At 51.4% G+C, this 23104-nt stretch carries 16 protein-coding genes, 1 tRNA gene and 3 pseudogenes; 10 read left to right on the top strand and 10 right to left on the bottom strand.

All coding sequences use genetic code 11. From position 1 onward, the window contains the following. Window positions 1-106: 106 nt before the first annotated feature. The 5 genes from PU683_RS09700 (at window position 107) to PU683_RS09680 (ending at window position 4345) form a co-directional block, all read left to right on the top strand. Window positions 107-469, top strand: a complete 363-nt coding sequence (locus tag PU683_RS09700; protein ID WP_277171285.1) for a GtrA family protein — start codon at window positions 107-109, stop codon at window positions 467-469. After that, on the top strand, window positions 466-1398 hold the full coding sequence (locus tag PU683_RS09695; RefSeq protein WP_277171284.1) for a glycosyltransferase family 2 protein: 933 nt from the start codon (window positions 466-468) through the stop codon (window positions 1396-1398). The genes PU683_RS09700 and PU683_RS09695 overlap by 4 nt, the downstream gene beginning before the upstream one ends. A gap of 5 nt (window positions 1399-1403) precedes the next feature. Next, the gene (locus PU683_RS09690; protein ID WP_277171283.1) at window positions 1404-2942 is read left to right on the top strand and encodes a DUF6056 family protein; all 1539 of its coding nucleotides are present in this window, start codon (window positions 1404-1406) and stop codon (window positions 2940-2942) included. Window positions 2943-3099: 157 nt separating this feature from the next. Beyond that, window positions 3100-4146, top strand: coding sequence for an acyltransferase family protein (locus PU683_RS09685; RefSeq protein WP_277171282.1), 1047 nt, complete (start codon window positions 3100-3102; stop codon window positions 4144-4146). A 124-nt stretch (window positions 4147-4270) separates the two neighbouring features. Further along, window positions 4271-4345: transfer RNA gene (locus tag PU683_RS09680), tRNA-Arg, on the top strand. Between the two features lie 445 nt (window positions 4346-4790). On the opposite strand, the gene PU683_RS09675 is transcribed toward PU683_RS09680, so the two are convergent. The 9 genes and pseudogenes from PU683_RS09675 to PU683_RS09640 all read right to left on the bottom strand — a co-directional run bounded on the left by PU683_RS09675 (window position 4791) and on the right by PU683_RS09640 (window position 15528). Continuing rightward, on the bottom strand, window positions 4791-5585 hold the full coding sequence (locus tag PU683_RS09675) for a hypothetical protein (protein WP_277171281.1): 795 nt from the start codon (window positions 5583-5585) through the stop codon (window positions 4791-4793). Between the two features lie 16 nt (window positions 5586-5601). Continuing rightward, on the bottom strand, window positions 5602-6765 hold the full coding sequence (locus PU683_RS09670) for an MFS transporter (RefSeq protein WP_277171280.1): 1164 nt from the start codon (window positions 6763-6765) through the stop codon (window positions 5602-5604). Between the two features lie 103 nt (window positions 6766-6868). Next, window positions 6869-7660: a hypothetical protein gene (locus PU683_RS09665; protein ID WP_277171279.1), complete on the bottom strand. Its 792-nt coding sequence runs from the start codon at window positions 7658-7660 to the stop codon at window positions 6869-6871. Between the two features lie 3 nt (window positions 7661-7663). Continuing rightward, complete coding sequence (locus tag PU683_RS09660) at window positions 7664-9112, bottom strand: radical SAM protein (protein ID WP_277171278.1); 1449 nt, start codon at window positions 9110-9112, stop codon at window positions 7664-7666. Next, a complete protein-coding gene (locus PU683_RS09655; RefSeq protein ID WP_277171277.1) occupies window positions 9112-11778 on the bottom strand; it encodes a glycosyltransferase in 2667 nt (888 codons plus the stop codon). Before PU683_RS09655 ends, PU683_RS09660 begins: the two co-directional genes overlap by 1 nt. 524 nt (window positions 11779-12302) lie before the next feature. After that, window positions 12303-12416, bottom strand: a pseudogene (locus PU683_RS22425) (Clp protease N-terminal domain-containing protein); the annotation flags it as partial. Between the two features lie 9 nt (window positions 12417-12425). After that, window positions 12426-12600, bottom strand: a pseudogene (locus tag PU683_RS09650) (type VI secretion system contractile sheath small subunit); the annotation flags it as partial. 631 nt (window positions 12601-13231) lie between these two features. Then, window positions 13232-13369 (bottom strand): hypothetical protein, encoded by a 138-nt coding sequence (locus PU683_RS09645; protein WP_277171276.1) that lies wholly within the window; start codon window positions 13367-13369, stop codon window positions 13232-13234. Window positions 13370-13755: 386 nt separating this feature from the next. Further along, window positions 13756-15528 carry a sigma-54 interaction domain-containing protein gene (locus PU683_RS09640; RefSeq protein WP_277171275.1) on the bottom strand — a complete coding sequence of 591 codons (1773 nt, stop codon included), beginning with the start codon at window positions 15526-15528 and terminating at the stop codon, window positions 13756-13758. A gap of 481 nt (window positions 15529-16009) precedes the next feature. On the opposite strand from PU683_RS09640, the gene ygeW reads away from it, so the two are divergent. Genes ygeW through arcC form a run of 5 tightly spaced genes read left to right on the top strand, consistent with a single transcriptional unit; the run spans window position 16010 to window position 22107 of the window. Further along, window positions 16010-17197 (top strand): knotted carbamoyltransferase YgeW, encoded by a 1188-nt coding sequence (gene ygeW / locus PU683_RS09635; RefSeq protein WP_277171274.1) that lies wholly within the window; start codon window positions 16010-16012, stop codon window positions 17195-17197. Window positions 17198-17255: 58 nt separating this feature from the next. Beyond that, window positions 17256-18455: a diaminopropionate ammonia-lyase gene (dpaL, locus tag PU683_RS09630; protein ID WP_277171273.1), complete on the top strand. Its 1200-nt coding sequence runs from the start codon at window positions 17256-17258 to the stop codon at window positions 18453-18455. 38 nt (window positions 18456-18493) lie between these two features. After that, on the top strand, window positions 18494-19705 hold the full coding sequence (locus PU683_RS09625; protein ID WP_277171272.1) for a YgeY family selenium metabolism-linked hydrolase: 1212 nt from the start codon (window positions 18494-18496) through the stop codon (window positions 19703-19705). 51 nt (window positions 19706-19756) lie between these two features. Continuing rightward, a complete protein-coding gene (hydA, locus tag PU683_RS09620; RefSeq protein WP_277171271.1) occupies window positions 19757-21178 on the top strand; it encodes a dihydropyrimidinase in 1422 nt (473 codons plus the stop codon). Then, a complete protein-coding gene (gene arcC, locus PU683_RS09615) occupies window positions 21175-22107 on the top strand; it encodes a carbamate kinase (protein WP_277171270.1) in 933 nt (310 codons plus the stop codon). The genes hydA and arcC overlap by 4 nt, the downstream gene beginning before the upstream one ends. 34 nt (window positions 22108-22141) lie before the next feature. On the opposite strand, the pseudogene PU683_RS09610 reads toward arcC, so the two are convergent. After that, window positions 22142-22960: pseudogene (locus PU683_RS09610) on the bottom strand (XdhC family protein); the annotation flags it as partial. Window positions 22961-23104 lie beyond the last annotated feature (144 nt).

Genomic DNA, 23104 nt, shown 5'->3' with positions numbered 1-23104 from the left:
ATCACATTGAGCAATGAGCGCTGATTTTCGCGGACTGGCGCCCTTTAATGACCTTCCAGGGGTTGTCTGATACACTCGCGGCATCAGCGACTCATTGCCCAGAATTATGTTTAAACGATTTTCTACCTACGCCTCTGTTGGTTTAATAAATACCGCTCTGCACTGGCTTATTTTTTGTCTGTGCGTTTATGGTTTCACCCTGCGTCAGGCGCTGGCTAACCTTGCCGGTTTTATTGTTGCGGTCAGTTTTAGCTTTTTCGCTAATGCCAAATTCACCTTCAAATCATCGACCACCGCCGGGCGTTATCTGATGTATGTCGGATTTATGGGCATGCTGAGCGTGGCTGTTGGCTGGCTTGCCGATCACTCCGGCACGCCGCCTATCGTGACGCTGATTCTTTTTTCCGTTATCAGCCTGGTGTGCGGCTTCGCCTGGTCAAAGTTAATTGTTTTCAGGGATGCGAAATGAAAATCTCCTTGGTGGTTCCCGTCTTTAATGAAGAAGAGGCGATACCCATCTTTTATCAAACGGTGCGCGGCTTTGACGCCTTAAAACCCTATACCGTTGAGCTGGTTTTTATTAACGATGGCAGCAAAGATGCCACCGAAACCATTATTAACACCCTCGCGCTCTCCGACCCGCACGTCGTGCCGTTATCCTTCACGCGTAATTTTGGCAAAGAGCCGGCCTTATTTGCCGGGCTTGAGCATGCGACCGGAGAGGCCATTATTCCGATGGATGTCGATTTACAGGATCCGGTTGAGGTGATCCCCCATCTGATTGCGAAGTGGCAGGCGGGTGCCGATATGGTACTGGCGAAGCGTAGCGATCGCTCAACCGATGGCAGAATGAAGCGTAAATCGGCTGAGTGGTTTTATAAGCTGCACAATAAGATCAGCGACCCGCAGATAGAAGAGAACGTCGGTGATTTTCGGCTGATGTCCCGCGAGGTGGTCGAAAATATCAAACTGCTTTCTGAACGGAATCTGTTTATGAAAGGCATACTTTCATGGGTGGGCGGTAACACCGATATCGTTGAATATATTCGCGCTGACCGCGTTGCCGGTAAGTCAAAGTTCAACGGCTGGAAGCTGTGGAATCTTGCGCTTGATGGCATCACCAGTTTCTCCACCTTCCCGCTGCGTATCTGGACCTATATCGGACTTAGCGTCTCGTTACTCTCCTTTTTCTACGCCATCTGGATGGTGCTCGATAAGTTGTTATGGGGAAACCCGGTGCCCGGTTATCCCTCGTTGATGACGGCCATCCTTTTTTTAGGCGGTATTCAGCTTATCGGCATCGGTATTCTTGGCGAATATATCGGGCGCGTTTATACCGAAGTGAAGCAGAGACCGCGTTATCTTATTAAGAACAGAAAAAGAACCCTGGAACGTTAATTATTATGTTAGAGAAATCTTATAAAGCTCTGCTTATTGCGCTCGCCTTTGCGAGCCTGTTCGCCATTGAGTGGCTGACGCCCATTCACTCAGATGATTACCGCTACTATCTGTTGGGTATTTCCCCTGCCAGCCATTACCAATGGTATATGACCTGGAGCGGCAGGATCGTGGCGGATTACGCCAGCGCGCTGATCCTCTTTACCCAGTCACAATTTGTCTACGCTTTCTCAACCGCTTTTGCGGCTTTAGCCTTCTGTTATTTCATTGCCAAAACGCCGGGCAAAACCCTGCGCTGGCAAAAAAGCGATAATATTTTGCTGCCGCTGGTCTTCTGTACCTACTGGATTGCTAACCCCAACTTAGGGCAAACCACTTTCTGGCTGGTAGGTGCCGCCAACTACCTCTGGACAAATTTGTTTGTCGCCGCGTGGATTTTTTATCTCTACCGGATCACCGTCGACAATATTAAGACCATTAATCCCTTACTGATGGTGCTCGCGTTTATGGCGGGCTGCTCAAATGAGAGCGTCTCGCCTTTTGTCGTGCTCCTCGCTGTGGTGGCCATTATTTATGAAAGGGTCACGGCGAAATCGGTAGCTAAAAACAAAATCCTCTATGCCCTGGCCGCGCTGGCAGGCTCCTGTACGCTGATCTTCTCGCCAGGTAATTTCGTGCGCGCGGCGAGTAAAACCTACTGGTACGGTAAACCGCTACTGGAGCGCATTACCATTCACTTAACCGAGCGGGTGCATAATCATCTGGCCTTAATCTGGATTAGCTATGTTGTGCTGCTGCTGTTAGTGCTGGTTATTCTCTTTAATAAAGAGGTCAAAGCGAAAATTACCCGCCGCACGGTACTGCCTGCTATCCTGACCGCAGTTTTTGGCGTCGGCACGGTGCTGATTATGTTCGCCTCCCCCTCCTACCCGGACAGGGTCGTCAACGGCACCTTTATGTTCTTCCTGTTGACCATCGCTTTTATCGCCTACGCCATTTTAATGAGCGGCGTCAGAAAAGCCGTTATTTGCACGGCAATTATCACCCTGCTCTGCGCGGGCACTTTCGCCTGGTCATGGACGCTGATGCATAAAAGCTATACGCACATTGCGCTGCAAGAGCAGGTGCGGATGAGCATTATCGAAAACGAGTCCGCACAGGGAAACAGAGAGATCACCATTCCCGATTACTACTTTATTAAAATGCAGAATAGCGGCGGCCAGTTTGGCCTGTTCCACGATCCTGAGATCTACGGCCAATATTTTGGTGTTGATAATATTTACCCTGAAACGGTGGACTTTGATTACTCCGCCATTGCTCATGGCGAGGTGATCCGCGTAACGAACACCGTCATCGCCTACAGCAACGCGCAGGGTGATTTAATTATCATCAGCCCGCAGCCGATTACTCAACCGGTCACCGTTGAAGTGGGTCAGGCGCGCCGTACGCTTGCGGCCGAGAAACTCAAATCGGCGAAAATCAATGGCGAGCACTGGTATTACGGCCATATTCCTGAAGGTCATGTAGAAAAGGTTTCACTGTGATTTTTCACCTCCCCACGCGGTAATGGTGGGGAGGTTTGCTTCTTTTTGGGCATTTAGCCCCGGTTCTGAATTCACTTAATGATGCTTAAAATGCGTGTTCGCGACATCACAATAAAAAACACGCGGCGGTAATAACTCATAAGAAACGGATGATGTGATGACGGATAGAAATTTCTGGTCAATACAGGCAATGCGAGCGTTAGCCGCGGTATTGGTAATGTGCTTTCACTTTAAAAGTTTTATTAATCAGTCGCTTCCGGGCTGGGGCGATCGGCTTTTTCTCAATGGCGATATCGGCGTCGATCTCTTCTTTGTCATCAGCGGGTTTATTATTTACTACATTACCCGCGACGATAATGACGGTTTTTCCTCTGCGAAACGCTTTTTTATTAAGCGCTTTTGCCGTGTCTTTCCTCCCTATTTCGCCATTACGCTGCTGGTAGCAGGCAATAGCGTTGAGTCATGGTTGCAAACCGCCACCTCACTGCTCTTTATTCCGTTAGACACGACGCAAATCGCCCCCTGGTTTGGTGTTGCTAAACTGTTTGTTGGCTGGACGCTCAACTACGAATTTATCTTCTACACACTGTTTACCCTCTGCATGTTGTTTAAAACGCGCAAAAACAGTGTGCTGTTTATGATTCTGGCCCTGGCAGTTGCCATTCCCGCCTGGTTACATAACGTGGCAATTTCACCCTCAAACCACTATAACTATCCGGGCTATCTCGCCACCATAACCAACAGTTTGATGCTGGAATTTCTTGTCGGCACCTTGATTGGCTGGCTGGTAGTGAATAAAAAGATCGCCTACGGGAAAGGTGTCAGCATTGCCTTAATCGTGCTCAGCTTCGCGCTGTTTCTCTCTATTCTGTTTACCCATTACAGCAAAATTGGCGGCCTCGGTTATATTTTCGCCGCTTTTGCACTGGTCTTTTCCCTGACCAACCACGAAGCGCAATACACTTTTTGGGCACCGAAGCCGGTGCTCTATACCGGGAAAATTTCTTTCTCCCTTTACCTTGTTCACTACCGTGCGAAATCGCTGCTCGGCAAAGCGCTGCACCATACTCAATCTGCCTGGGGCGGTGTAATGCTGTTTGTGCTCGCAGTGATCCTCTCATTTATCTTTGCTGTTATTTCATACTATTTGTTAGAGAAAAAATTCAGTTCACTCTTCAGAAAGTACTTATTAAAAAAGGCCTGATACAGAGGGATGCCATTTTACGCTGGCATCCCGATGCTTATCGCCGCGAACAGGGAACAAAAACCTTGAAGCGCAGCAAGCAGTTACGGTAGCATACGCACGCCAATTCATGGCCCCGCTCTGCGTCCCCTTAGTTAAATGGATATAACGAGCCCCTCCTAAGGGCTAGTTGCAGGTTCGATTCCTGCAGGGGACACCATACACACCTCGCCTGACATCTACCAAATTCAATAAAACCCTCTTCTTATCAGTGATAATCCCTCTATTCTGGCTATGCGACGTCAGCTGATCTCTACCTATTTCAAGGTGAATCAATAAAGACCTGGGGACTTAGTGGAGGCTTATCCTGTTCAATGAAAAACGAGGCCCCAAAAATTTGTTTAGTGTGCACACTATTCATTTGTTCAATTAGAACTTGCACATCTCTTTCAGTGAAATAAAGCGGCAATCGAAATGCGGACCAGTCCAGTGGAGAATGGTGAAACTGCCCCGGTTCATACTGTGCATATCAATGGTTATTGCCGTTAATGCAGTACTTAAGGTCTTCCCGTGTTCGATCTTTGATATCAAAAATGGGGAAACGACGGAAAAACTGCTTTCATCGTGAGGTTCCCCTTCTCTGTCAGGAGAAGGGGAATACCAGGCTAGAGGCTACCAACGATAGTTATGTAGTCAGTATATAGCTGCGGTGCACCAGAAAAAGAGGCCAGCTCGCGCCATTCGTCATACATCCTTTCGCTTTCCTGGTGTTCTTTAACGAACTGCAGTGATTTTTCAGTGGAAACGTCCAGCCCGGGATGGAAAGAGTTCAGCGATTCCAGGCTGTCAATCTCCAGCATTACCAGGTACTGCTCAATGCGGTTACCGCCCGTACCTTTAAGCATATGGAATTTCCACCCGGGATAATCGTCAATCCGGTGGACGTTGTTAAGGATAAAGTCATCAAAGGTCTGAGACGAAACACCTGAACGCAACGCCAGATTATGCAGACCTACGACGCGTTTGACCGGTTCCCGTCCCTCCCGACGCTGATAATTTGCCCCTTCTGCCAGGGAACTATGTTCATTTTCAGCCAGTTGCCTGTAGGTCGAGAAAATAGTGGGCAATTCACCAAATGTTGCGAAGGTCTTCCAGGTGCCGATCAACTCCACACCTTCAGGATGGTCGCGCCAGAACGCGCGAGCCTGCTCAGTTTGCTCACCGTGGTCATCAATGTAGCGCGCGTAGCATTCGGCATTCTCTGCCTCGTACAACATCAAATATTGGTTCTGACGTTCGCCACGCAGGCCCTTAAGTAGGGTCCATCGCCAGCCAGGATAAGCTGGAATATGCACACCCTTCTCCTGTAAAAACGTTTCGAATGTCTCTTCGGTGACGCCCTTTTTCAGATTAAGGCCAACATAGTGGAGACTGAAAACTGCTGATGAAGATTGACTCATAAAAATTCCTGTTTAGTTAACGCTGACGAGAAACAACCTGCGAACCGAATGCCACCAAAAAAAGCAGTAACAGTGCGCCGCTGAAAGTTACAGTGAGCCCGATATAGTGGGCGATAAAGCCAATAAGAGCAGGCCCGGCAAGCAGGCCGCTGTATCCGAAAAGTGTGACGGCAGGGATAGCAAAATCGGGTGAAATTTCCGGCTGGTTTCCGGCTAATGTGAAGAGGATGGGGATGATGTTGGACAGTCCCGCCCCCACCAGGATAAATCCTGGCAACGCGCCCCAGCGTGTAAAGACGATTAACACAACTCCTGCGCAGGCAATAGCACAACCGAGCAACAGCATAGATTTGCCACCCAGAGAGCCAGCCAGCCGGTCACCGCTCAGGCGTCCAAGAGCAACAGTGATGGAATAGAGAGTGTAGCCGAAGCCCGCAAGCGAAACGCTCATCCCCCGCTCTGACGTCATGAAGACCGCCGACCAGTCCAGCATTGCGCCTTCGAGCATAAAGACAAAAAAACAGAGAACCGCGATAATCAGAACTGGAGGATGACACAATACGCGGAGCGTTTCGCATTTGCCGCCTGTCGCATCGCTCTGTTTCGGCAAAATGTAGCGGGAATACGTCGCAAGAAGCAGAGCCAACAAAACGGAGATTGCGCAAACGGAAAGCAGAGGCGTTGCATCCAGCCACAGGAAGAGACTGACACTTCCCGCCCCGACGATACTACCGATACTATAAAATCCATGGAAGCCGGACATTTTCGCCTGCTCGCTTTCCTGCTCAACAACAACTGCGTGGGCGTTCATCGCGACATCGAGCATGCCGTTAAACGTGCCGAACAGCAGCAATGACATTACCATTGTACTGCGCTGGTCAAATAGCATCAGCAGCGGTAAATCAACGGCAAGTCCCAACACGCCAAGAATAATCAGGCGGCGACAGCCAAATTTTTTAATTATACTGCCGATAAATGGCATAATTAACATTGAACCAGCGGCAATGCAAAATAGCAGCAACCCCAAAGTACTATCGTTAAGATTAAGCCGTGTTTTAACGAAGGGAATCAGCGGAGCCCAGGATGACATCGCTAACCCGGCAATAAAAAATATAGCGCGCGTAGCATTCTGCTCCCGTGACTGAATATACGCCACGAAAGGTTTTGAATTAATTTCCATAGTAAGTTAGCAACTCATATCTGTTAATTCATTGCACGTTTTATGGCGAATGAATATGCTTCTATATCGTGTCTGGTCCTTCAGACACGTATCCCCATAATGATTAATTAAGGTTTTCAGCTACCGAGATATAGTCGGTATAAATTTGCGGTGACCCGGAAAATGACGCAAGCTTTTTCCACTCTTCGTACATTTGTTTGGTATCCCGGTGCGCTTTGGCAAACTTAGCCGCTTCATCCGTGGCAATATCCGGTTCGGGATAAAAGATATCCAGCGCGTCCAGGCTGGCGATTTCCATCAGAACCACATATTGATCGAGCCGGTTACCGCGTTCTCCTTTTAACAACCGGAATTTCCAGTCGGGATAATCTTCAATACGGTGATGATTATCTGCAATGAAATTTTCGAACTGCTCTGCACTGATGTTCGGGCGCAGCGCGAGATTGTGAATACCAATTACCCTCGCAACAGGGGGCTGATGCTGATAGCGGGGCCCGGGCAGAACGGTGCTTTTTTTATTCTCAGCCAGCAGGCGATAATCGGTGAACAGCGTTGGTAACTCGCTGAAGGTGGCATAGCCACGCCATTCAGCCAGCAGCGTTTCTGCCTCAGGATGTTGTAGCCAGAACTGCCGGGCAAGCGCTGTCTGGTTGCCGTCGGCGTTCAGGTAGCGGTCACGCAATTCTGCACTTTCAATTTCAAACAACATCAGATATTGCCCGGCACGTTCACCGCGCAACCCACGAAGCAGAGTCCAGCTCCAGCCCGGGTAGCAGGGAATATGCACACCTTTGTTGCGGACAAACGTTTCAAACGCCTGCGGAGTAATTCCAGCTTCAGTGTCGATGGCGATATAATACAGGCTGAAGACCGGCGAGGTTGAAGAATGGTTCATGGTTTACTCCTGCCCGGCATCGGTTAAGGTGAATTGGGTATTAATGATCGCTTCTACAAGCGTCGTGCCTACTGGCGTCAGAGTAACTACCCCCTGCTCGATAACTACCAACTTTTTCTCCTGCAGCTTTTCCAGCGTGGTTTTGATGATGTGGTTTTTTAAAAAGCTTTTACCGTTAAAGCGTTTCGAGAATACGATGTCATCAACCGGGATCAACGTGGAGAGCGCCATTTTGAAAGCGTTCACTTCGCGCTGCCCGGGCGAGATGCCATGGCTTTTTTCAATCGGCAGACGGCCCTCATCGAGGTACTGCTTATATTGTTTATAGTGGGTGATATTAATGGCTTCAGTGCGGGTGCATTTTGAACTGCCGCCCAGACCTATAGCCACCTCAGGATATTGTTTATCGAGGTCGGTAATCAGCCCCTTCCATTTTTCAGCTTCGAGGTGATTCTGGTGGAAATACATCGTCGGGTGTTCGCGATAGTTCTCTTTGAGGTATTTCTCTACCAGCTCACGCATTTGGTATTGCTTGCCCAGCCCCGGGAAGGTCATACCATTCGTACTGATAAGCCCTTTCTTTTGCCAGAGGCTTTCGCGTTCTCCGGAAACGCCGGTGCGCGTTTTCATGAACTCTTCCATGTGTAGCTTGGTACATACCACATGCGAGAGATCAAGCGCCAGGATGCGTTCCATATCGTATTTCACATCATCCACGGTCTGGCCCAGCATACCGTAGATAAGATCAACGCTTACCCAGTCGATGCCCTGTTCCCGAGCAGAGCGAATGGTCTCTTCACACTCATCGGCGGTGTGCTGGCGGCCACTGGAGACAATGATGGCATCGTTAAAAGACTGAGTTCCAAAGCTGATTTTGCTGAAGCCCAGCTCTTTCAGAATGCCGAGATATTCACGGTTCAGCGTTCGAGGCTCGCCTTCAAAGCGAAGCGTCGCTGCGGAGAAATTGAAATGCGTGTAATAGAAGTCCATAAGTCGGCGCAACTCAGGCTCCGGGAGCAGAGAGGGCGTGCCGCCGAAAATATTGAACTCGCCAATTTCCGCCTTTGCCAGACTCGGCACTTTTTCCAGCCACATCCTGGCTTCTTTAATATTGTAATCAACCAGATCCCGGAATATCCCCTCAGCCGACGCTGACTCAGGATTCAGAATAACCGTCGGGAACTGGCAGAAATGGCAGCGATACCGGCAGGTAGGAATATAAGCCCAAAGATGGATCTGCTTTGCTTCGCGAATGTCCTGTTCCATATCGGAAAAAAAGGACTCGAGCGGGTAGTTCTCGATATCACCAGGAAAGACGTGGCAGCCAAATGGATCTTTGTGGACATAATTCAAAAATTCCTGGTTTTCAGGCTGTACAAGAAAATGGTACACCGCCGGAACCGGGTAGGCAGGATCGAGATCTTTTAATGATGCTATAGCGTCATTCTCCATCAGAATACCCCCCCATTGGCAAAGTAGTTATGGGCTTCACCGGACTCGCGATCTTCACAGAAATACCCGACAAAGCGTTCGAAATCTTTTTCAGCTACATCGTCAAAACAGGCCGGCAGGGGCGGTGCAAAGCCAATGTCTTCCCCGACCGCGTTGCGCAAGGCAGCAAATATCTCGTGGCGGAATTCAAAGTAAAGCCGATAGGCCGGCGTTTTATAGCTATGAATAGGTTTGAAGTCGATGATGCTCATTTCGCGTTTAATGGCATGAATGCGCTGATAAAGCCGATCTGCAACTGAAGGTGAGAAAAAGTCTCGTACGCACTCATTTTCTAATAAAATATGCGGATTGAGCAGTACCGGCAGAATGATATTCTTCGGAATGTAATCCTTTATTGAGTATTCCCATCCCTGTCTGGCCTGCTCTTCATTAAGATCAACAAGGGCCTTTTTTTGCAGGGAAACGTCCGGACGAACGTCTTTCATAATAATGATGCCGTCGCTGCCGTAAGCAATGCCGTTAATCACGTCATCAATGATGGTATCCACGCGGCGGCTGTTAATTTCAACAAAAGATTCTTTGGCATAAACCGGTTTGCCGCCAAAGGCAATTACTTTAATACCAAAATCCCAGTCGTCGGAAAGATGTTCGACAAAGCGACCTTTTTCCAGCTGATAAAATATTTCGATTCCGCCAATTTTTTCATAGAGTCCGCGCTCTACGGCAAAGCCCTTTCCGTCCGGAAAGCCACCAAACAGCGAGAATGAAACGTCACGGCACCTCAGGGTTTTCTGGATTTCTCGAAACAGATTTGGCCGCTGCAGGAAAACATCGCGATTGTAGTAATAATTACAGGTGCCTAGATCGCCATCATCAGCAATCATTTTTTCTATCAGCGCATGCAACCAGTAGGGATCAACGGTGCAATCCGCATCGGCTGAGACAATATAATGCTTATTGCTTTTGCCCAACCGGGCATCGCGAGCACGTGAGCGCAGGGACGCATAATCCATACCGCATTTACGAGCCGAAGAGACACCCTGAATTTTCTCCTGAATAATATGAATATCCATAGCTGGATATCTTTCTTTGAACTGATTTATCTTCTCAACTGAATCATCATGAGAATTGTTATCTACAATAATGATTTCATACGAATCATGTGTAATTAATCTGCCATGAGTTTGTTGATTGAATAACGATGTTAATACCTCATAAATTCTGTCACTTTCATTGTAAACAGGCAGTACTACTGAGACAAAAATGTTATCACGCATATTTACTCCTGGTGCGGTTATATTAAGAATATCCATAACGTTGTTAGAAAGTATTCTTTTGCCAATGGCAAAATTCTTCGCGGCAATTCGATCCATTAGCGGTTTATTTGTCAGCAGTAAAAAGACTTCATTGATAAAATCCTCGTCAGGAAGACCGTCCTTACCATCTGATATTTTCATTACCGGGGCTTCGAAACCGTGCTGGCCGTAAACTTCTGTGTAGTATTCGTAGTGGGTGGAAATATAACAGCGGTGGCTACTGATGGCTTCGCCGATCGGATTCCCATAGCTGTCGTAGTCCCATGAGGTAAGGAATGAGACCACATCGCAGGAGTGATAGAGATCCTCAATTGTGATTTTGCCCTGGCTCATCGGCATAAAATTATGGTGTAGCGGGCCAAGAAACTTCACGCAGGCACTGACATCCAGCCTATGGGTTAATTGTTCAAGATCTGCGGTATGCGCGGGATGTTCGTGAGTATCACCAGCAATCAGCAACCACACCTTTTTATCAATGTTATGCTCTCTGAACAGGTGGTTAAGACGCTGAATCAGCACTACGTCACGATCCAGGCGTTTCTGCGGAATGATGCGTGTTGTTCTGGCGATGACAATATCCTGTGCAGGAATATTCAGCGAAGTACGAATATTTTTCAGGGACTGCTGAGGGGTAAAACTGTAGGTGTTTTTGACGACGTGAATATTCACTTCCCGATTGCACCAGTGTTCCAGTTTTTCTTTAAGATCGTTGTTCAGCGTGACGTAACTAATGAAGGGGGATTTCACCGGCTTAATTGCATGGTGGTACGGCGGCAAGCCGTATTTCATAATATTTTTTTCGCTGTTCCACATCAGATCGTGATCTCGCCAGATAACGAAATTCTTAAGCTGATGACGACGACCATACTTTTCTATGGCGAAATAAAGTGCTCTGGTGTAGATAATATTTTCAGGAAGCGTACCGTTTTCAACAATAACGATACTGATTTGCAGTTGTTCCCACTGAAGAACGATTCTCTCCGCTAAAGCCCGTGATGATTCCTCGGCGGCTGTAATAATATTTTCTTTTTCCTCAGGAGATACAGCGAGCTTTTCTCCGATCAGCACGGCATGGGTTTTATTAATGAACTCGGGAGAGTAGTGTGGAACAGAAGTAATATCATTGATACGTGTCAACGTAAACACATCGTGATAAATTTCGTGTTCATGACCGTAGGGTTTATTAAAATTGCCTTTATCGACTTTGATATCGTAACCGAGATCAAGATAGGATTTAATACCTTTCTGCTTAAGACTTTGTGAAATCTTCAACGCTTCCACCGTAATACCCGATACGGCTACGGCATCGAAAGAAATGAACATTGCATATCTTTGACCGTAGACACCCATAGTGACTACCTCCTCCTTCATTTATTGAATGGCATTCTTTAATCCAGTAATAAAACTCTCGTGAAATTTTTTAGTACTTACGCAACTTACTATTCTGACGATCGTGTCATGTCAAGGCATCCCATTTTCAAAATCACCGTGCAACTTCAAAAAAAGCCCAGAGAAATGTGACCAAAACCTTCGATATTTTTTCAGTCTTCATCCCCCGCGATGACTGCGCAGATACTCAGAATAAAAATATAAAATGATTCATACTCAATTTTCCATGACTGACGACAGCGAGGAATAATTGTTATATTCTTTATTATTCATTGAACGGTTTTCATTTAACTTCCGATGACGTACATCCGGTCCTGTTTAAGATATTGTCGGACACTGAGACAAATCAAAGGCCTATTTACTTAATAATAAAGACATAAGTCACCATTCAAAAAAACAATATTTTGGTTATCTTTTCCTGCACCACGGTAATATTAATATTTTATCTGCTTAAGCCAGCAAGTGACTGACCTCCCATGTTTTCCCCGTGCCAGCACCGTCAGGTCACCTACGCCCTGTTTCAATAGTTTCAGCAGCCAGTGTTCCGGCAGAATTTCTGCATGGGCGCGGGCCTGACACAGGGAGGCAGTCCCTTCCATTGCGCGGGCGCAATAAAGATTTTTTGCGCTCAGACAGGGGCGCAGACTCCTGACGATTACTGAAGTTGGCCGCCACCAGTAATTTCATTGGGAGCGCGGTTTTCTTGCTGGCTCCCCCTGTATGCAGGCCAGGCTTTAGATTAATAGATGCCTTTGGCACTTCATTCTGGAAACTATCAGCCATCTCATCATCCCTCGGTTTATCGCTGTGTGCACTTTCAGACTAAAGTAATTGACACGCTACAAGAGAATAATAATCGACTTAATATCAGAAATACAAATGTTTAATTTGCATAGAGAAATTTCTTAAGAATTTTCCACTAAATGTTAATGAAAGGTATCGCCGTAATGGCAGTGAAATGAACTACCAAAAGCGCACAAAACAAACATTTATGTCGCAGCAGTAAAAACAAACGGATAATTGTTAATAAAAGGATCTTGTATTGGTTTGCATCTATATCAGGGAGATTAAAATACCCATGCCTTTTTAACGATATGGTTTTAGATGAGAAAGAGATAAAAGGGGCAGAAAATCATAGCTTTGCTTTATGTGGGAAACACAGCAATAACGATAAGGAATACATCAGAGACATAAGCGGTTTTATGTCCCGGCGGAGAACGTTTTATTTACTGTCAGGGCTGTATGGCGATCCTGTCAGGCTTCAGCACGACAACATGGAGTGCATAGGCCTGGAAAACCGCCATACCGGATGACAAATCACCAGCCACAAGAAGCTCAATCGGTGCAATCAGCTTGCCCTTATCAGAAAATCCACCAGGCAGTGCAACGCCATCATGTACATCATCGACTGAGGTCAGTTGCTATGGAACAACAGACAAGGTACGCCGTTTTTCAAGTCGACCTGTGCATTCTCGACATCTGGCAAACGATCTCCGGGTCCTGTGCATCCGGCAAGAAAGGAAAGCGAACCCAGCAGCAGAAATTTATTCATTACTCATCCTCTGCCTGTGACTATTTTTTGATAAAGGTCTGGTATGTCACTGAACTTGTATCTCCTCTGTATCGCCCCTGCTTGCCTTTAGCCTGGAACATTAACCAGGTGTTCATACCATGAACTATGATCGGGCAGTCATCCGCAATGATGGGTGCCTGCCGTTCGATGGGATAGTCAGTAAGCCTCGAACTTGTCAGGCTTATTTAAGTCACGCAAGTCTCAATGATTTAGTAAGTCAATATTCAATCAACTCTCTTTGTTGGTACAACTGTTGGAATAAACATGACTCATATAATTTTTCTCATCTAAATCATGAGATTGATTAAAGGTTCGATTCCTGAAGATACGTACTGATATTCTGCCCCCGCCTATTCCCCCTTTATTCACACCCCCTCCAGCGCATACTTTTTAATTTTGCGATAGAGCGTGGCGATACCAATCCCCAGCACATCCGCCGCCTGCTTTTTATTGCCGTAACGCGAAAGCGCGTCACAGATCATCTGCCGCTCCATCTCCTCCAGCGCCGTAACGCTCTCTGCCCGCGCCTCAGCCGCTGCAGTGACGCGCCCGCCGGCTCCCGTGACGTTGTCGCTGCTTAACAGATTTGGCGGTAATAGCGAGATATCAATCACCTCTCCGGAGGGGACAACATTGACCAGGTACTCCATCAGGTTGCTCAGCTCGCGAATATTGCCCGGCCAGCGGTAGCGTCGCAGAAAGGCCACCACCTCCGGTGCCACGCCGGGATAGACCAGATCCAGCCGGTGCGTATGCAGATGAAGGAAGTAGTGGATCAGCAGCTCGATATCCTCCTGGCGCTCGCGCAGCGGCGGTAAGCGCAGCGGGATCACATTCAGGCGATAGTAGAGATCTTCGCGGAACTTGCCCTCGGCGATAACACGCGCGAGATTTTGATTGGTCGCCGAGATAATACGAATATCCACCGGCACCGGGTGGCAGGCGCCTACGGGCTGCACTTCCCGCGACTCAATGGCGCGCAGCAGCTTCACCTGCAGGGTTAAAGGCATATCGCCAATCTCATCAAGAAACAGGGTGCCATGATTTGCTGCCTGAATAAGCCCCGTTTTGCCATTAGCCGATGCGCCGGTAAATGCGCCTTTAACGTAGCCAAACAGCTCGCTCTCCAGCAGGTGCTCGGGGATCGCCGCGCAGTTGATGGCGACAAAAGGCTTAACGCTGCGGTCGCTCAGCTTATGGATCGCTCTGGCAACCACCTCTTTGCCAGTGCCGCTCTCGCCAACAATCATGACGCTTGAGGGGCCGGGCGCGACGCGGCGAATCAGCTTTTTCAACTGCCGCATCGGACGGCACTCCCCTATCAGGCTCTCAATTAAGGGCTCCTCGTGAGCGGCGCTTAATTCTGCTGACGAGTGGGACTGGTGAAATGCCATTAAAAATAACCACTGTTCCTGAACTGCATGCAGCTGACCAATAATAAGCTCTTTCTTATCATCAAATGAAACTACGTGCTGCATATGGCCGTGGCGAAAATGGTCTTCAAAGGTGAGCGGGCGAAAGTGAATACTCTTGCCAATCATATTTCCCGCGGACTCACCGATAATTTTCAACGCCGAAGGGTTAGCGAATTTAATTTTATGATCGTGCCCCACCACCAGCACGCCCTGATCCATAAATTCAATCATGGTCAAAAAGACTTTCTGAATATTATCGTTGCTGGAGAGATCCTGAAGAAAGCGCGAGACAAATATCGACGAGACATGACGAACATAATCTGAAAAGGCCTGGATATTGTCATTAATACGTACCTGCTGCTCATGGGTTAATGCCACCAGACTGATCACCCCAACGCACTGCCCATGATAGATAACCGGGGTACCGATAAAGGCTTTCTCTTTGCAGTTTTGCTTGCTGTGGCAGCCGTTACAGAAGGGATCGAAGCGCGAATGGGTAACCACTTTCTCCTTTTTTGTCTCAACTATGTGGCGCAAAAGTTGTGAACTTGTATTTAATTTACGGCCAATTTTCGTATCAAAAATTCCCGTTCCGGCGACCCTGCATAATGAACTATCAACAATTTCCACTTCCAGTTGCAGAACACTCGCCAGCATTCCGGCGAATTTTTGTATCTTAGGTTGAATCTGCATCAAAATGGAGGGCGTGGTGGATGGAATCATAATCTTCCTTATTTATTGCTCACAAACTTTTAACAGCATTTTCCGCTCTGCTTTCCTTTTCTGCAGGATAACACTCCCCTTCACTTATTACGGAATAACCACACCCGACCGCTTTGTGACGAATGGTAAATATGTAATAGCTATCACATTTCGCTATCAATATGATAATTCGGCCGCGTCCTTTATCAATTTAGCCGCTATTTCCCGGCTATTTTTCCCCCATCTTCCATTTCATCTTTTCATGGCAACCCTATCGCCTGTTGGCACACATCAGCGCACTGCCTCTTTTCTGCGCAATATCGCATATATTCGTGATTCATCTCACACAATTACCGCCCTTTACCCACCCTCCAGCGCTGCCGGCGGGAAGTGGCACACTTATTGTTAGGGTGCCACTACACGTTGGCCGTCGCGCGTCACACTCAACCCCGTCAACCGCACCGCCACGCGTAAGCCCGTCATTCTTAATCAGGATTGCAAAATGAAAACTGTTAATGAATTAATCAAGGAGATCCGTACCCTTCGCTCGCATCTGCATGAGAAAGATTTTCTGCTGACGTGGGAGCAGTCGCCGGATGAGCTAAAGCAGGTGCTTAATGTCGCCGCGGCACTGAAGGCGATGCGTTCAGAAAATATCGCCACCCGTGTATTTAACAGCGGGCTGGGCATTTCGGTATTCCGCGATAACTCCACCCGCACCCGCTTCTCCTATGCCTCGGCCCTCAATCTGCTCGGCCTCGCGCAGCAGGATCTCGATGAGGGGAAATCACAGATTGCCCACGGCGAAACGGTACGCGAAACCGCCAATATGATCGCCTTTTGCGCGGACGCCATCGGTATTCGTGACGACATGTATCTCGGCGCCGGTAATGCCTATATGCGTGAAGTGGGCGAAGCGCTGGATGATGGTCATAAACAGGGCGTGCTGCCGCAGCGTCCGGCGCTGATTAACCTGCAGTGCGACATTGATCACCCAACCCAATCGATGGCGGATCTCGCCTGGCTGCGCGAACACTTCGGCTCGCTGGCGGCGCTGAAGGGCAAAAAAATCGCCATGACCTGGGCCTATTCGCCAAGCTACGGCAAACCCCTCTCGGTACCGCAGGGGATCATCGGGCTGATGACGCGCTTTGGAATGGATGTCACCCTCGCGCACCCGGAAGGGTACGACCTGATCCCCGATGTCATTGAGGTGGCAAAAAGCAATGCCGCAGCCTCGGGTGGCAGCTTCCGCCAGGTCAATGATATGGCAGAAGCGTTTAAGGACGCCGATATCGTCTACCCGAAATCCTGGGCACCCTACACGGTGATGGAGCAGCGCACTGACCTGCTGCGCGCCAGCGATCATCAGGGGCTGAAAGCGCTTGAGCAGCACTGCCTGGCGCAGAACGCCCGCCATAAAGAGTGGGAGTGTACCGAGGCGCTGATGGCGACCACCCGCAACGGCGAGGCGCTCTATATGCACTGCCTGCCGGCGGATATCAGCGGCGTCTCCTGCGACGAAGGCGAAGTCGCGGCAGCGGTGTTCGAAAAATATCGCATTGCCACCTACAAAGAGGCGAGCTGGAAGCCCTACATCATCGCCTCGATGATCCTCTGTCGCAAATATGCCGAGCCGGGCCAGCTGCTGGAACAGCTGTTTACCGACGCGCAAAAACGCATTTTGTAACCGTCCGGCAGCCCGGTCGGCCACTTACTGTTTCTGACATTATGGAGAAGGTTAGAACATGTCCGCTCTTCCATTGCGTATCAATATTGCAGAAAACCGCTTCTTTAGCGGTGAAGCCTCGCCGCGCTTCTCCCGCCAGCAGGCGCAGCAGGCGCGCCAGTTCCATCAAAAGCTGGCGGGTTACCAGCCAACCCCGCTCTATGCGCTGAACTCCCTGGCGGGGTGCATTGGCGTGAGCACCATCCTGGTGAAAGATGAGTCGCAGCGCTTCGGCCTTAACGCCTTCAAAATGCTCGGCGGCGTTTATGCCATCGCACAGCTGTTGTGTGAAAAATATCATCTTGATATTAACGCCTTCTCGTTTGAGCACTTCAAAGCAAGCACCAAAGAGAAGCTCACCTTCGCCACCACCACCGATGGCAACCATGGGCGCGGCGTCGCCTGGGCGGCGCAGCAGCTTGGGCAGAACGCGGTTATCTATATGCCCAAAGGCTCTGCGCAGGCGCGGGTCGATGCCATTTTGCGCCTTGGGGCTGAGTGTATCGTCACCGATATGAACTACGACGATACCGTGCGTTTTACCCTGCAAAGGGCGCAAAAAAATGGCTGGGAGGTGGTGCAGGATACCGCCTGGCCCGGCTACACCAAAGTCCCCACCTGGATCATGCAGGGTTACGCCACGCTGATTGATGAGGCAATCGAACAGATGGCCTCGATGGGTACGCCCCGCCCCACTCACGTCTTTCTGCAAGCGGGGGTCGGCGCGATGGCGGCCAGCGTCCTGAACTACCTCGCCGACCTCTTCGACGCCCGGCATCTTCGCAGCGTGATTATTGAACCGGAGCGGGCCGATTGCCTCTACCGCTCTGCCGTAAAGGGCGAAATCGTCAAAGTGGGCGGCGAGATGGAGACCATTATGGCGGGCCTCGCCTGCGGTGAGCCCAACCCGCTCGGCTGGACAATCCTGCGCAACTGCGCCAGCCAGTTTATCGCCTGTGAAGATGCCGTCGCCGCGCTGGGCATGCGCGTGCTCGGCAACCCGCTGGGTGACGATCCGCGCATCATTTCCGGCGAATCCGGCGCCGTCGGCGCAGGCCTGCTCGCCGCTATTCCGCTGCACCCGCAGGGTGAGTCGCTGAGAAAGAGCTTACAGCTTGATCATAACTCAGTGGTGCTGCTGATTAGCACCGAAGGCGATACCGATGCGCAGCACTACCGCGAGGTGGTATGGGCAGGCAAGCACCCGGCGGCTGAATAACTTCCACGGCGTCAGCGCCATAACAGGAGAAGAGAGCGATGGCTAAAGCTATCCCGTTTAAACAGATTGTTGAAAAAGCACACCACTACGAAGCGGAAATGACACGCTTCTTGCGCGATATGATCGCCATCCCCAGCGAAAGCTGTGATGAGAAGCGCGTCATTCACCGGATCAAAGAGGAGATGGAGCGCGTCGGCTTCGACAAAGTGGAGATCGACCCGATGGGGAACGTGCTCGGCTATATCGGCCACGGCCCGCGGCTGCTCGCCATGGATGCACACATTGATACGGTCGGCGTCGGCAATATCAAAAACTGGGGCTTTGATCCCTATCACGGCATCGAAACCGATGAGCTGATCGGCGGGCGCGGCGCGTCCGATCAGGAGGGCGGCATGGCCTCAATGGTCTACGCCGGGAAGATCATCAAAGATCTTGGTCTTGAGGATGAGTACACCCTGCTGGTGACCGGCACCGTGCAGGAGGAGGATTGCGACGGGCTTTGCTGGCAGTACATTATCGAGCAGTCCGGTATTCGACCGGAGTTCGTTGTCAGCACGGAACCAACCGATTGCCAGATCTACCGCGGTCATCGCGGGCGCATGGAGATCCGTGTCGACGTACATGGCGTCAGCTGTCATGGCTCCGCGCCGGAGCGTGGCGATAACGCCATCTTCAAAATGGCACCGATTCTCAGCGAGCTGGAGAGCCTGTCGCAACGTCTGGGAAATGACGATTTTCTCGGCAAAGGCACGCTTACCGTGTCAGAGATTTTCTTTACCTCACCGAGCCGCTGCGCGGTGGCAGACAGTTGTGCCATCTCTATCGATCGCCGCCTCACCTGGGGCGAAAGCTGGGAGGGCGCGCTGGAGGAGATCCGCGCGCTGCCGGCGGTGAAAAAGGCCGAAGCGGTCGTGTCGATGTACAGCTATGACCGCCCATCGTGGACCGGGCTTATCTACCCCACCGAGTGCTACTTCCCGACGTGGAAAGTAGAAGAGGATCACTTCACCGTGCGTGCGCTCTATAACGCCTACGAGGGGCTGTTCGGCAGCGCGCCGGTGATCGATAAGTGGACCTTCTCCACTAACGGCGTCTCGATTATGGGGCGGCACGGCATTCCGGTTATCGGTTTTGGCCCGGGTAAAGAGCCGGAAGCCCATGCGCCGAATGAGAAGACCTGGAAATCGCATCTGGTCACCTGCGCGGCGATGTATGCCGCGATCCCGCTGAGCTGGCTGGCGACTGCGTAATTTGTCGATCTCATGCCCGCCTGACTTCACGGCGGGCATTCTGGAGTCTCTATGCGCGTACTGATCAAAAATGGCCTTATCGTGAACGCTGACGAGAGAGCCTGCGCGGATCTGCTTATCGACGCCGGGCGGGTTAAACAGATAGCCGGCACGATTGAGGCCGATGCCTCCTGCAAGGTAATTGATGCCACGGGCTGCTATGTGATGCCCGGCGGCGTCGATGTCCATACCCATTTCAATATTGATACCGGGCTTGCCCGCAGCTGCGACGACTTCTTTACCGGCACCCGCGCGGCGGCCTGCGGCGGCACCACCACAGTGGTCGATCATATGGGCTTTGGCCCGCCCGGCTGCCATCTGCGCCATCAGCTGGGGGTTTACCATAACTATGCCGCCTATAAAGCGGTGATCGACTACAGCTTTCACGGCGTGATCCAGCATGTGAACCACGGCATTCTGGATGAGATCCCGATGATGGTGGAGAGCGGCATCAGCAGCTTCAAACTCTATCTCACCTATCAGTACAAGCTGAACGATGATGAGATTTTACAGGCGATGCGCCATCTGCATCTGGCGGGCGCGCTGACCACCGTCCACCCGGAGAATGATGCCGCCATCGCCCAGCGCCGCGCGGCATTTCTCAATGCCGGGAAAACCGCGCCGCGCTTCCACGCTCTTAGCCGCCCGCCGGAGTGCGAAGCCGAAGCGATTGCCAGAGTGATTAACCTCGCGCGGCTTGCCGGTGATGCGCCGCTCTATATCGTGCACCTTTCCAATCAGTTGGGGCTGGAGTATCTGCGTCTCGCCCGCGCCCAGCAGCAGCCAGTGTGGGTGGAGACCTGCCCGCAGTATCTGCTGCTCGACGAGCGCTGCTACGAACGCCAGGACGCGCTGAAATATCTGCTCAGCCCGCCGCTGCGTAACGCCCGCCACAATGATGCGCTGTGGAGTGGCATTGCCGATGGCGCAATTGACACCGTCGCCACCGATCACTGCGCCTTTTCGCTGGCCCAGCGTCAGTCCCTCTCCGGCGGCGATTTTAGCCGTTGCCCGAACGGGCTGCCGGGAGTGGAGAACCGCCTGCTGCTGCTCTTCTCCCATGGGGTGATGACCGGACGCATCTCACCCGAGCGCTTCGTGGCGCTCACCAGCGCCAACCCGGCGAAATTGTTCGGCCTGTGGCCGCAAAAAGGGGTGTTAGCCCCCGGCGCGGATGGCGATGTGGTGATTATCGATCCGCAGCGCACCACGACCATTCGCCACGACAGGCTGCATGACAATGCGGACTATTCGCCGTGGGAGGGGTTTATCTGCCAGGGCGCGATCCGCCAGACCCTGTCGCGCGGGCGGGTGATCTTCGATAACGGCGTCTTTACCGGCAGCGCCGGACAGGGGCGCTTTTTACCCCGTCAACCTTTTCAGCCGCTTACGCTCCCGTCAGCGGAACCGTTGCTATCAGAGAGTGTGTTATGAAGAAAAAGATTGTTCTCGCCCTCGGCGGGAATGCGCTCGGCTGCGATCTTGCCGGGCAGATGCAGGCGTTACAGCAGACCGCACAGACCATCGCCGAGCTGATCGCTCAGGGTCACCAGGTGGTGATCACCCACGGCAACGGCCCACAGGTGGGCATGATCACCCTCGCCTTCGAGGCCGCCGCCAGAACCGAGGCGCATACGCCGATGCTGCCGATGTCGGTCTGCGTCGCCCTGAGCCAGGGCTATATTGGCTACGATCTGCAAAACACCCTGCGCGAAGCCCTGCTCGCCCGCAACCTCGATATTCCCGTCGCCACGGTAATAACCCAGGTGGAAGTGGCGGCAGACGATCCCGCCTTCAGCCAGCCGGGTAAACCGATTGGCTCCTTCTTTTCGGAAGCTGAGGCGCAGGCCCTTATCCGCCAGGGGTACACCATGAAGGAGGATGCCGGGCGCGGCTACCGGCGGGTTGTCGCCTCGCCGAAACCGGTCGACATCATTGAAAAAGAGACGGTAAAAGCGCTAATGGCCGCCTGCCATGTGGTGATCACCTGCGGCGGCGGCGGCATTCCGGTGGTGCGTGAGGGGCAACATCTGCGCGGCGTCAGCGCGGTGATCGATAAGGACTGGGCCAGCGCAACGCTCGCCGGGATGATCGATGCCGATATGTTGGTCATTCTCACCGCGGTGGAAAAAGTGGCGCTGCATTTCGGCAAGCCCAACCAGCAGCTGCTTGATACGCTTTCGGTCAGGGATGCGGAGCGTTTTATCGCCGAAGGCCACTTCGCAGCCGGTTCGATGCTGCCGAAGGTGGAGGCCGCCGTCGCTTTTGCCCGCTCGCGGCCGGGCCGCCAGGCGCTGATCACCGAGCTACGCCAGGCAAAAGCGGGCATTGAGGGGAAAACCGGCACGCTGATTAGCCAGTAACCAGCGGCCGGGCCTTAGCCGATCAGTTGACCGCGAGCACCGTTTCGCTCTGTTGGTGTGCGGGCGTGTTGAGACCAAGCAGCCCGCCTGCCGCGCGGTTTTTCACCTGCAGGATCTCCGCCAGCACGCTGATGGCGATCTCCTGCGGCGTCTCGGCACCTATGTCATACCCGACGGGCGCTCGCAGGCGGGCAAGCGCGCTGTCGCTGACGCCCGCATCGCGCAGCTGGCGCAGAAAGGATTGCACTTTACGCCGGCTCGACAGCAGCCCGAGCCAGGCGACCGGCTGGCCAATCAGCAGCTCCAGCGCCTCGCGATCCTGGTTATGGGTAGCAATCAATACGAAATCCTGCGGCTGAATAGCGAGGTTATCGATCACCTCGACAAAGGTTTGCCCATACACCAGCCGAATGGAGGGGAGAAAGGCGTCAGAAGTGAGGCTCTGTAGATAGGTGTCGCCGACGGCGATATCAAACCCGAGCGGCACGGCGGCGTGGGCCATCGCGCGGTTAACATGCCCGCCGCCAACCAGCACCAGCCGGGGGCGCAGGCCATGCACGCTGATATGCACCGTCATGGCGCCGCCGCAGTCCGCGCCAACCGCATTCTGCCCGCTGCGTGCCATACGGCCATGAAAAACGCGGGCGGTTTTCTCCCGCAGCGCCTCCAGCGCCTCGCTGATAACGTGGCGCTCAATCACGCCGCCGCCGATGGTGCCGATAATCGTGCCGTCATCGCGAATCAACATCTGCGCAGTGTGCCGGGGGGCTGACCCACGGCTGTCAATAATCTGCGCCAGGGCAAAAGGCCGGTTCTGCTCTTCAAGTTTTGCTGCTTCTGCAAATATCGTCATAACATCCTCAAGGTTATTTATTCCGCGCGTGGCACGCTTTTTCACCTTTGAGTAATGCAATATTTATACTCGCCTGCCGTTTTATTTTTTAAAGCGTGAGCCGTGTCGTAAACGAGTCTTTTAATTGCCTGAGAATTAATCAGA

The organism is Candidatus Kosakonia sp. 282A-S69 (genome assembly GCF_029433855.1).
Lineage (GTDB): Bacteria > Pseudomonadota > Gammaproteobacteria > Enterobacterales > Enterobacteriaceae > Kosakonia > Kosakonia cowanii_A.
This window is presented reverse-complemented; position numbering and strand designations above follow the sequence as displayed.

Coding starts and splice junctions, on each gene's coding strand:
- PU683_RS09700 (WP_277171285.1), top strand. CDS start 107: ATGTTTAAACGATTTTCTACCTACGCCTCTGTTGGTTTAATAAATACC.
- PU683_RS09695 (WP_277171284.1), top strand. CDS start 466: ATGAAAATCTCCTTGGTGGTTCCCGTCTTTAATGAAGAAGAGGCGATA.
- PU683_RS09690 (WP_277171283.1), top strand. CDS start 1,404: ATGTTAGAGAAATCTTATAAAGCTCTGCTTATTGCGCTCGCCTTTGCG.
- PU683_RS09685 (WP_277171282.1), top strand. CDS start 3,100: ATGACGGATAGAAATTTCTGGTCAATACAGGCAATGCGAGCGTTAGCC.
- PU683_RS09675 (WP_277171281.1), bottom strand. CDS start 5,585: ATGAGTCAATCTTCATCAGCAGTTTTCAGTCTCCACTATGTTGGCCTT.
- PU683_RS09670 (WP_277171280.1), bottom strand. CDS start 6,765: ATGGAAATTAATTCAAAACCTTTCGTGGCGTATATTCAGTCACGGGAG.
- PU683_RS09665 (WP_277171279.1), bottom strand. CDS start 7,660: ATGAACCATTCTTCAACCTCGCCGGTCTTCAGCCTGTATTATATCGCC.
- PU683_RS09660 (WP_277171278.1), bottom strand. CDS start 9,112: ATGGAGAATGACGCTATAGCATCATTAAAAGATCTCGATCCTGCCTAC.
- PU683_RS09655 (WP_277171277.1), bottom strand. CDS start 11,778: ATGGGTGTCTACGGTCAAAGATATGCAATGTTCATTTCTTTCGATGCC.
- PU683_RS09645 (WP_277171276.1), bottom strand. CDS start 13,369: ATGAATAAATTTCTGCTGCTGGGTTCGCTTTCCTTTCTTGCCGGATGC.
- PU683_RS09640 (WP_277171275.1), bottom strand. CDS start 15,528: ATGATTCCATCCACCACGCCCTCCATTTTGATGCAGATTCAACCTAAG.
- ygeW (WP_277171274.1), top strand. CDS start 16,010: ATGAAAACTGTTAATGAATTAATCAAGGAGATCCGTACCCTTCGCTCG.
- dpaL (WP_277171273.1), top strand. CDS start 17,256: ATGTCCGCTCTTCCATTGCGTATCAATATTGCAGAAAACCGCTTCTTT.
- PU683_RS09625 (WP_277171272.1), top strand. CDS start 18,494: ATGGCTAAAGCTATCCCGTTTAAACAGATTGTTGAAAAAGCACACCAC.
- hydA (WP_277171271.1), top strand. CDS start 19,757: ATGCGCGTACTGATCAAAAATGGCCTTATCGTGAACGCTGACGAGAGA.
- arcC (WP_277171270.1), top strand. CDS start 21,175: ATGAAGAAAAAGATTGTTCTCGCCCTCGGCGGGAATGCGCTCGGCTGC.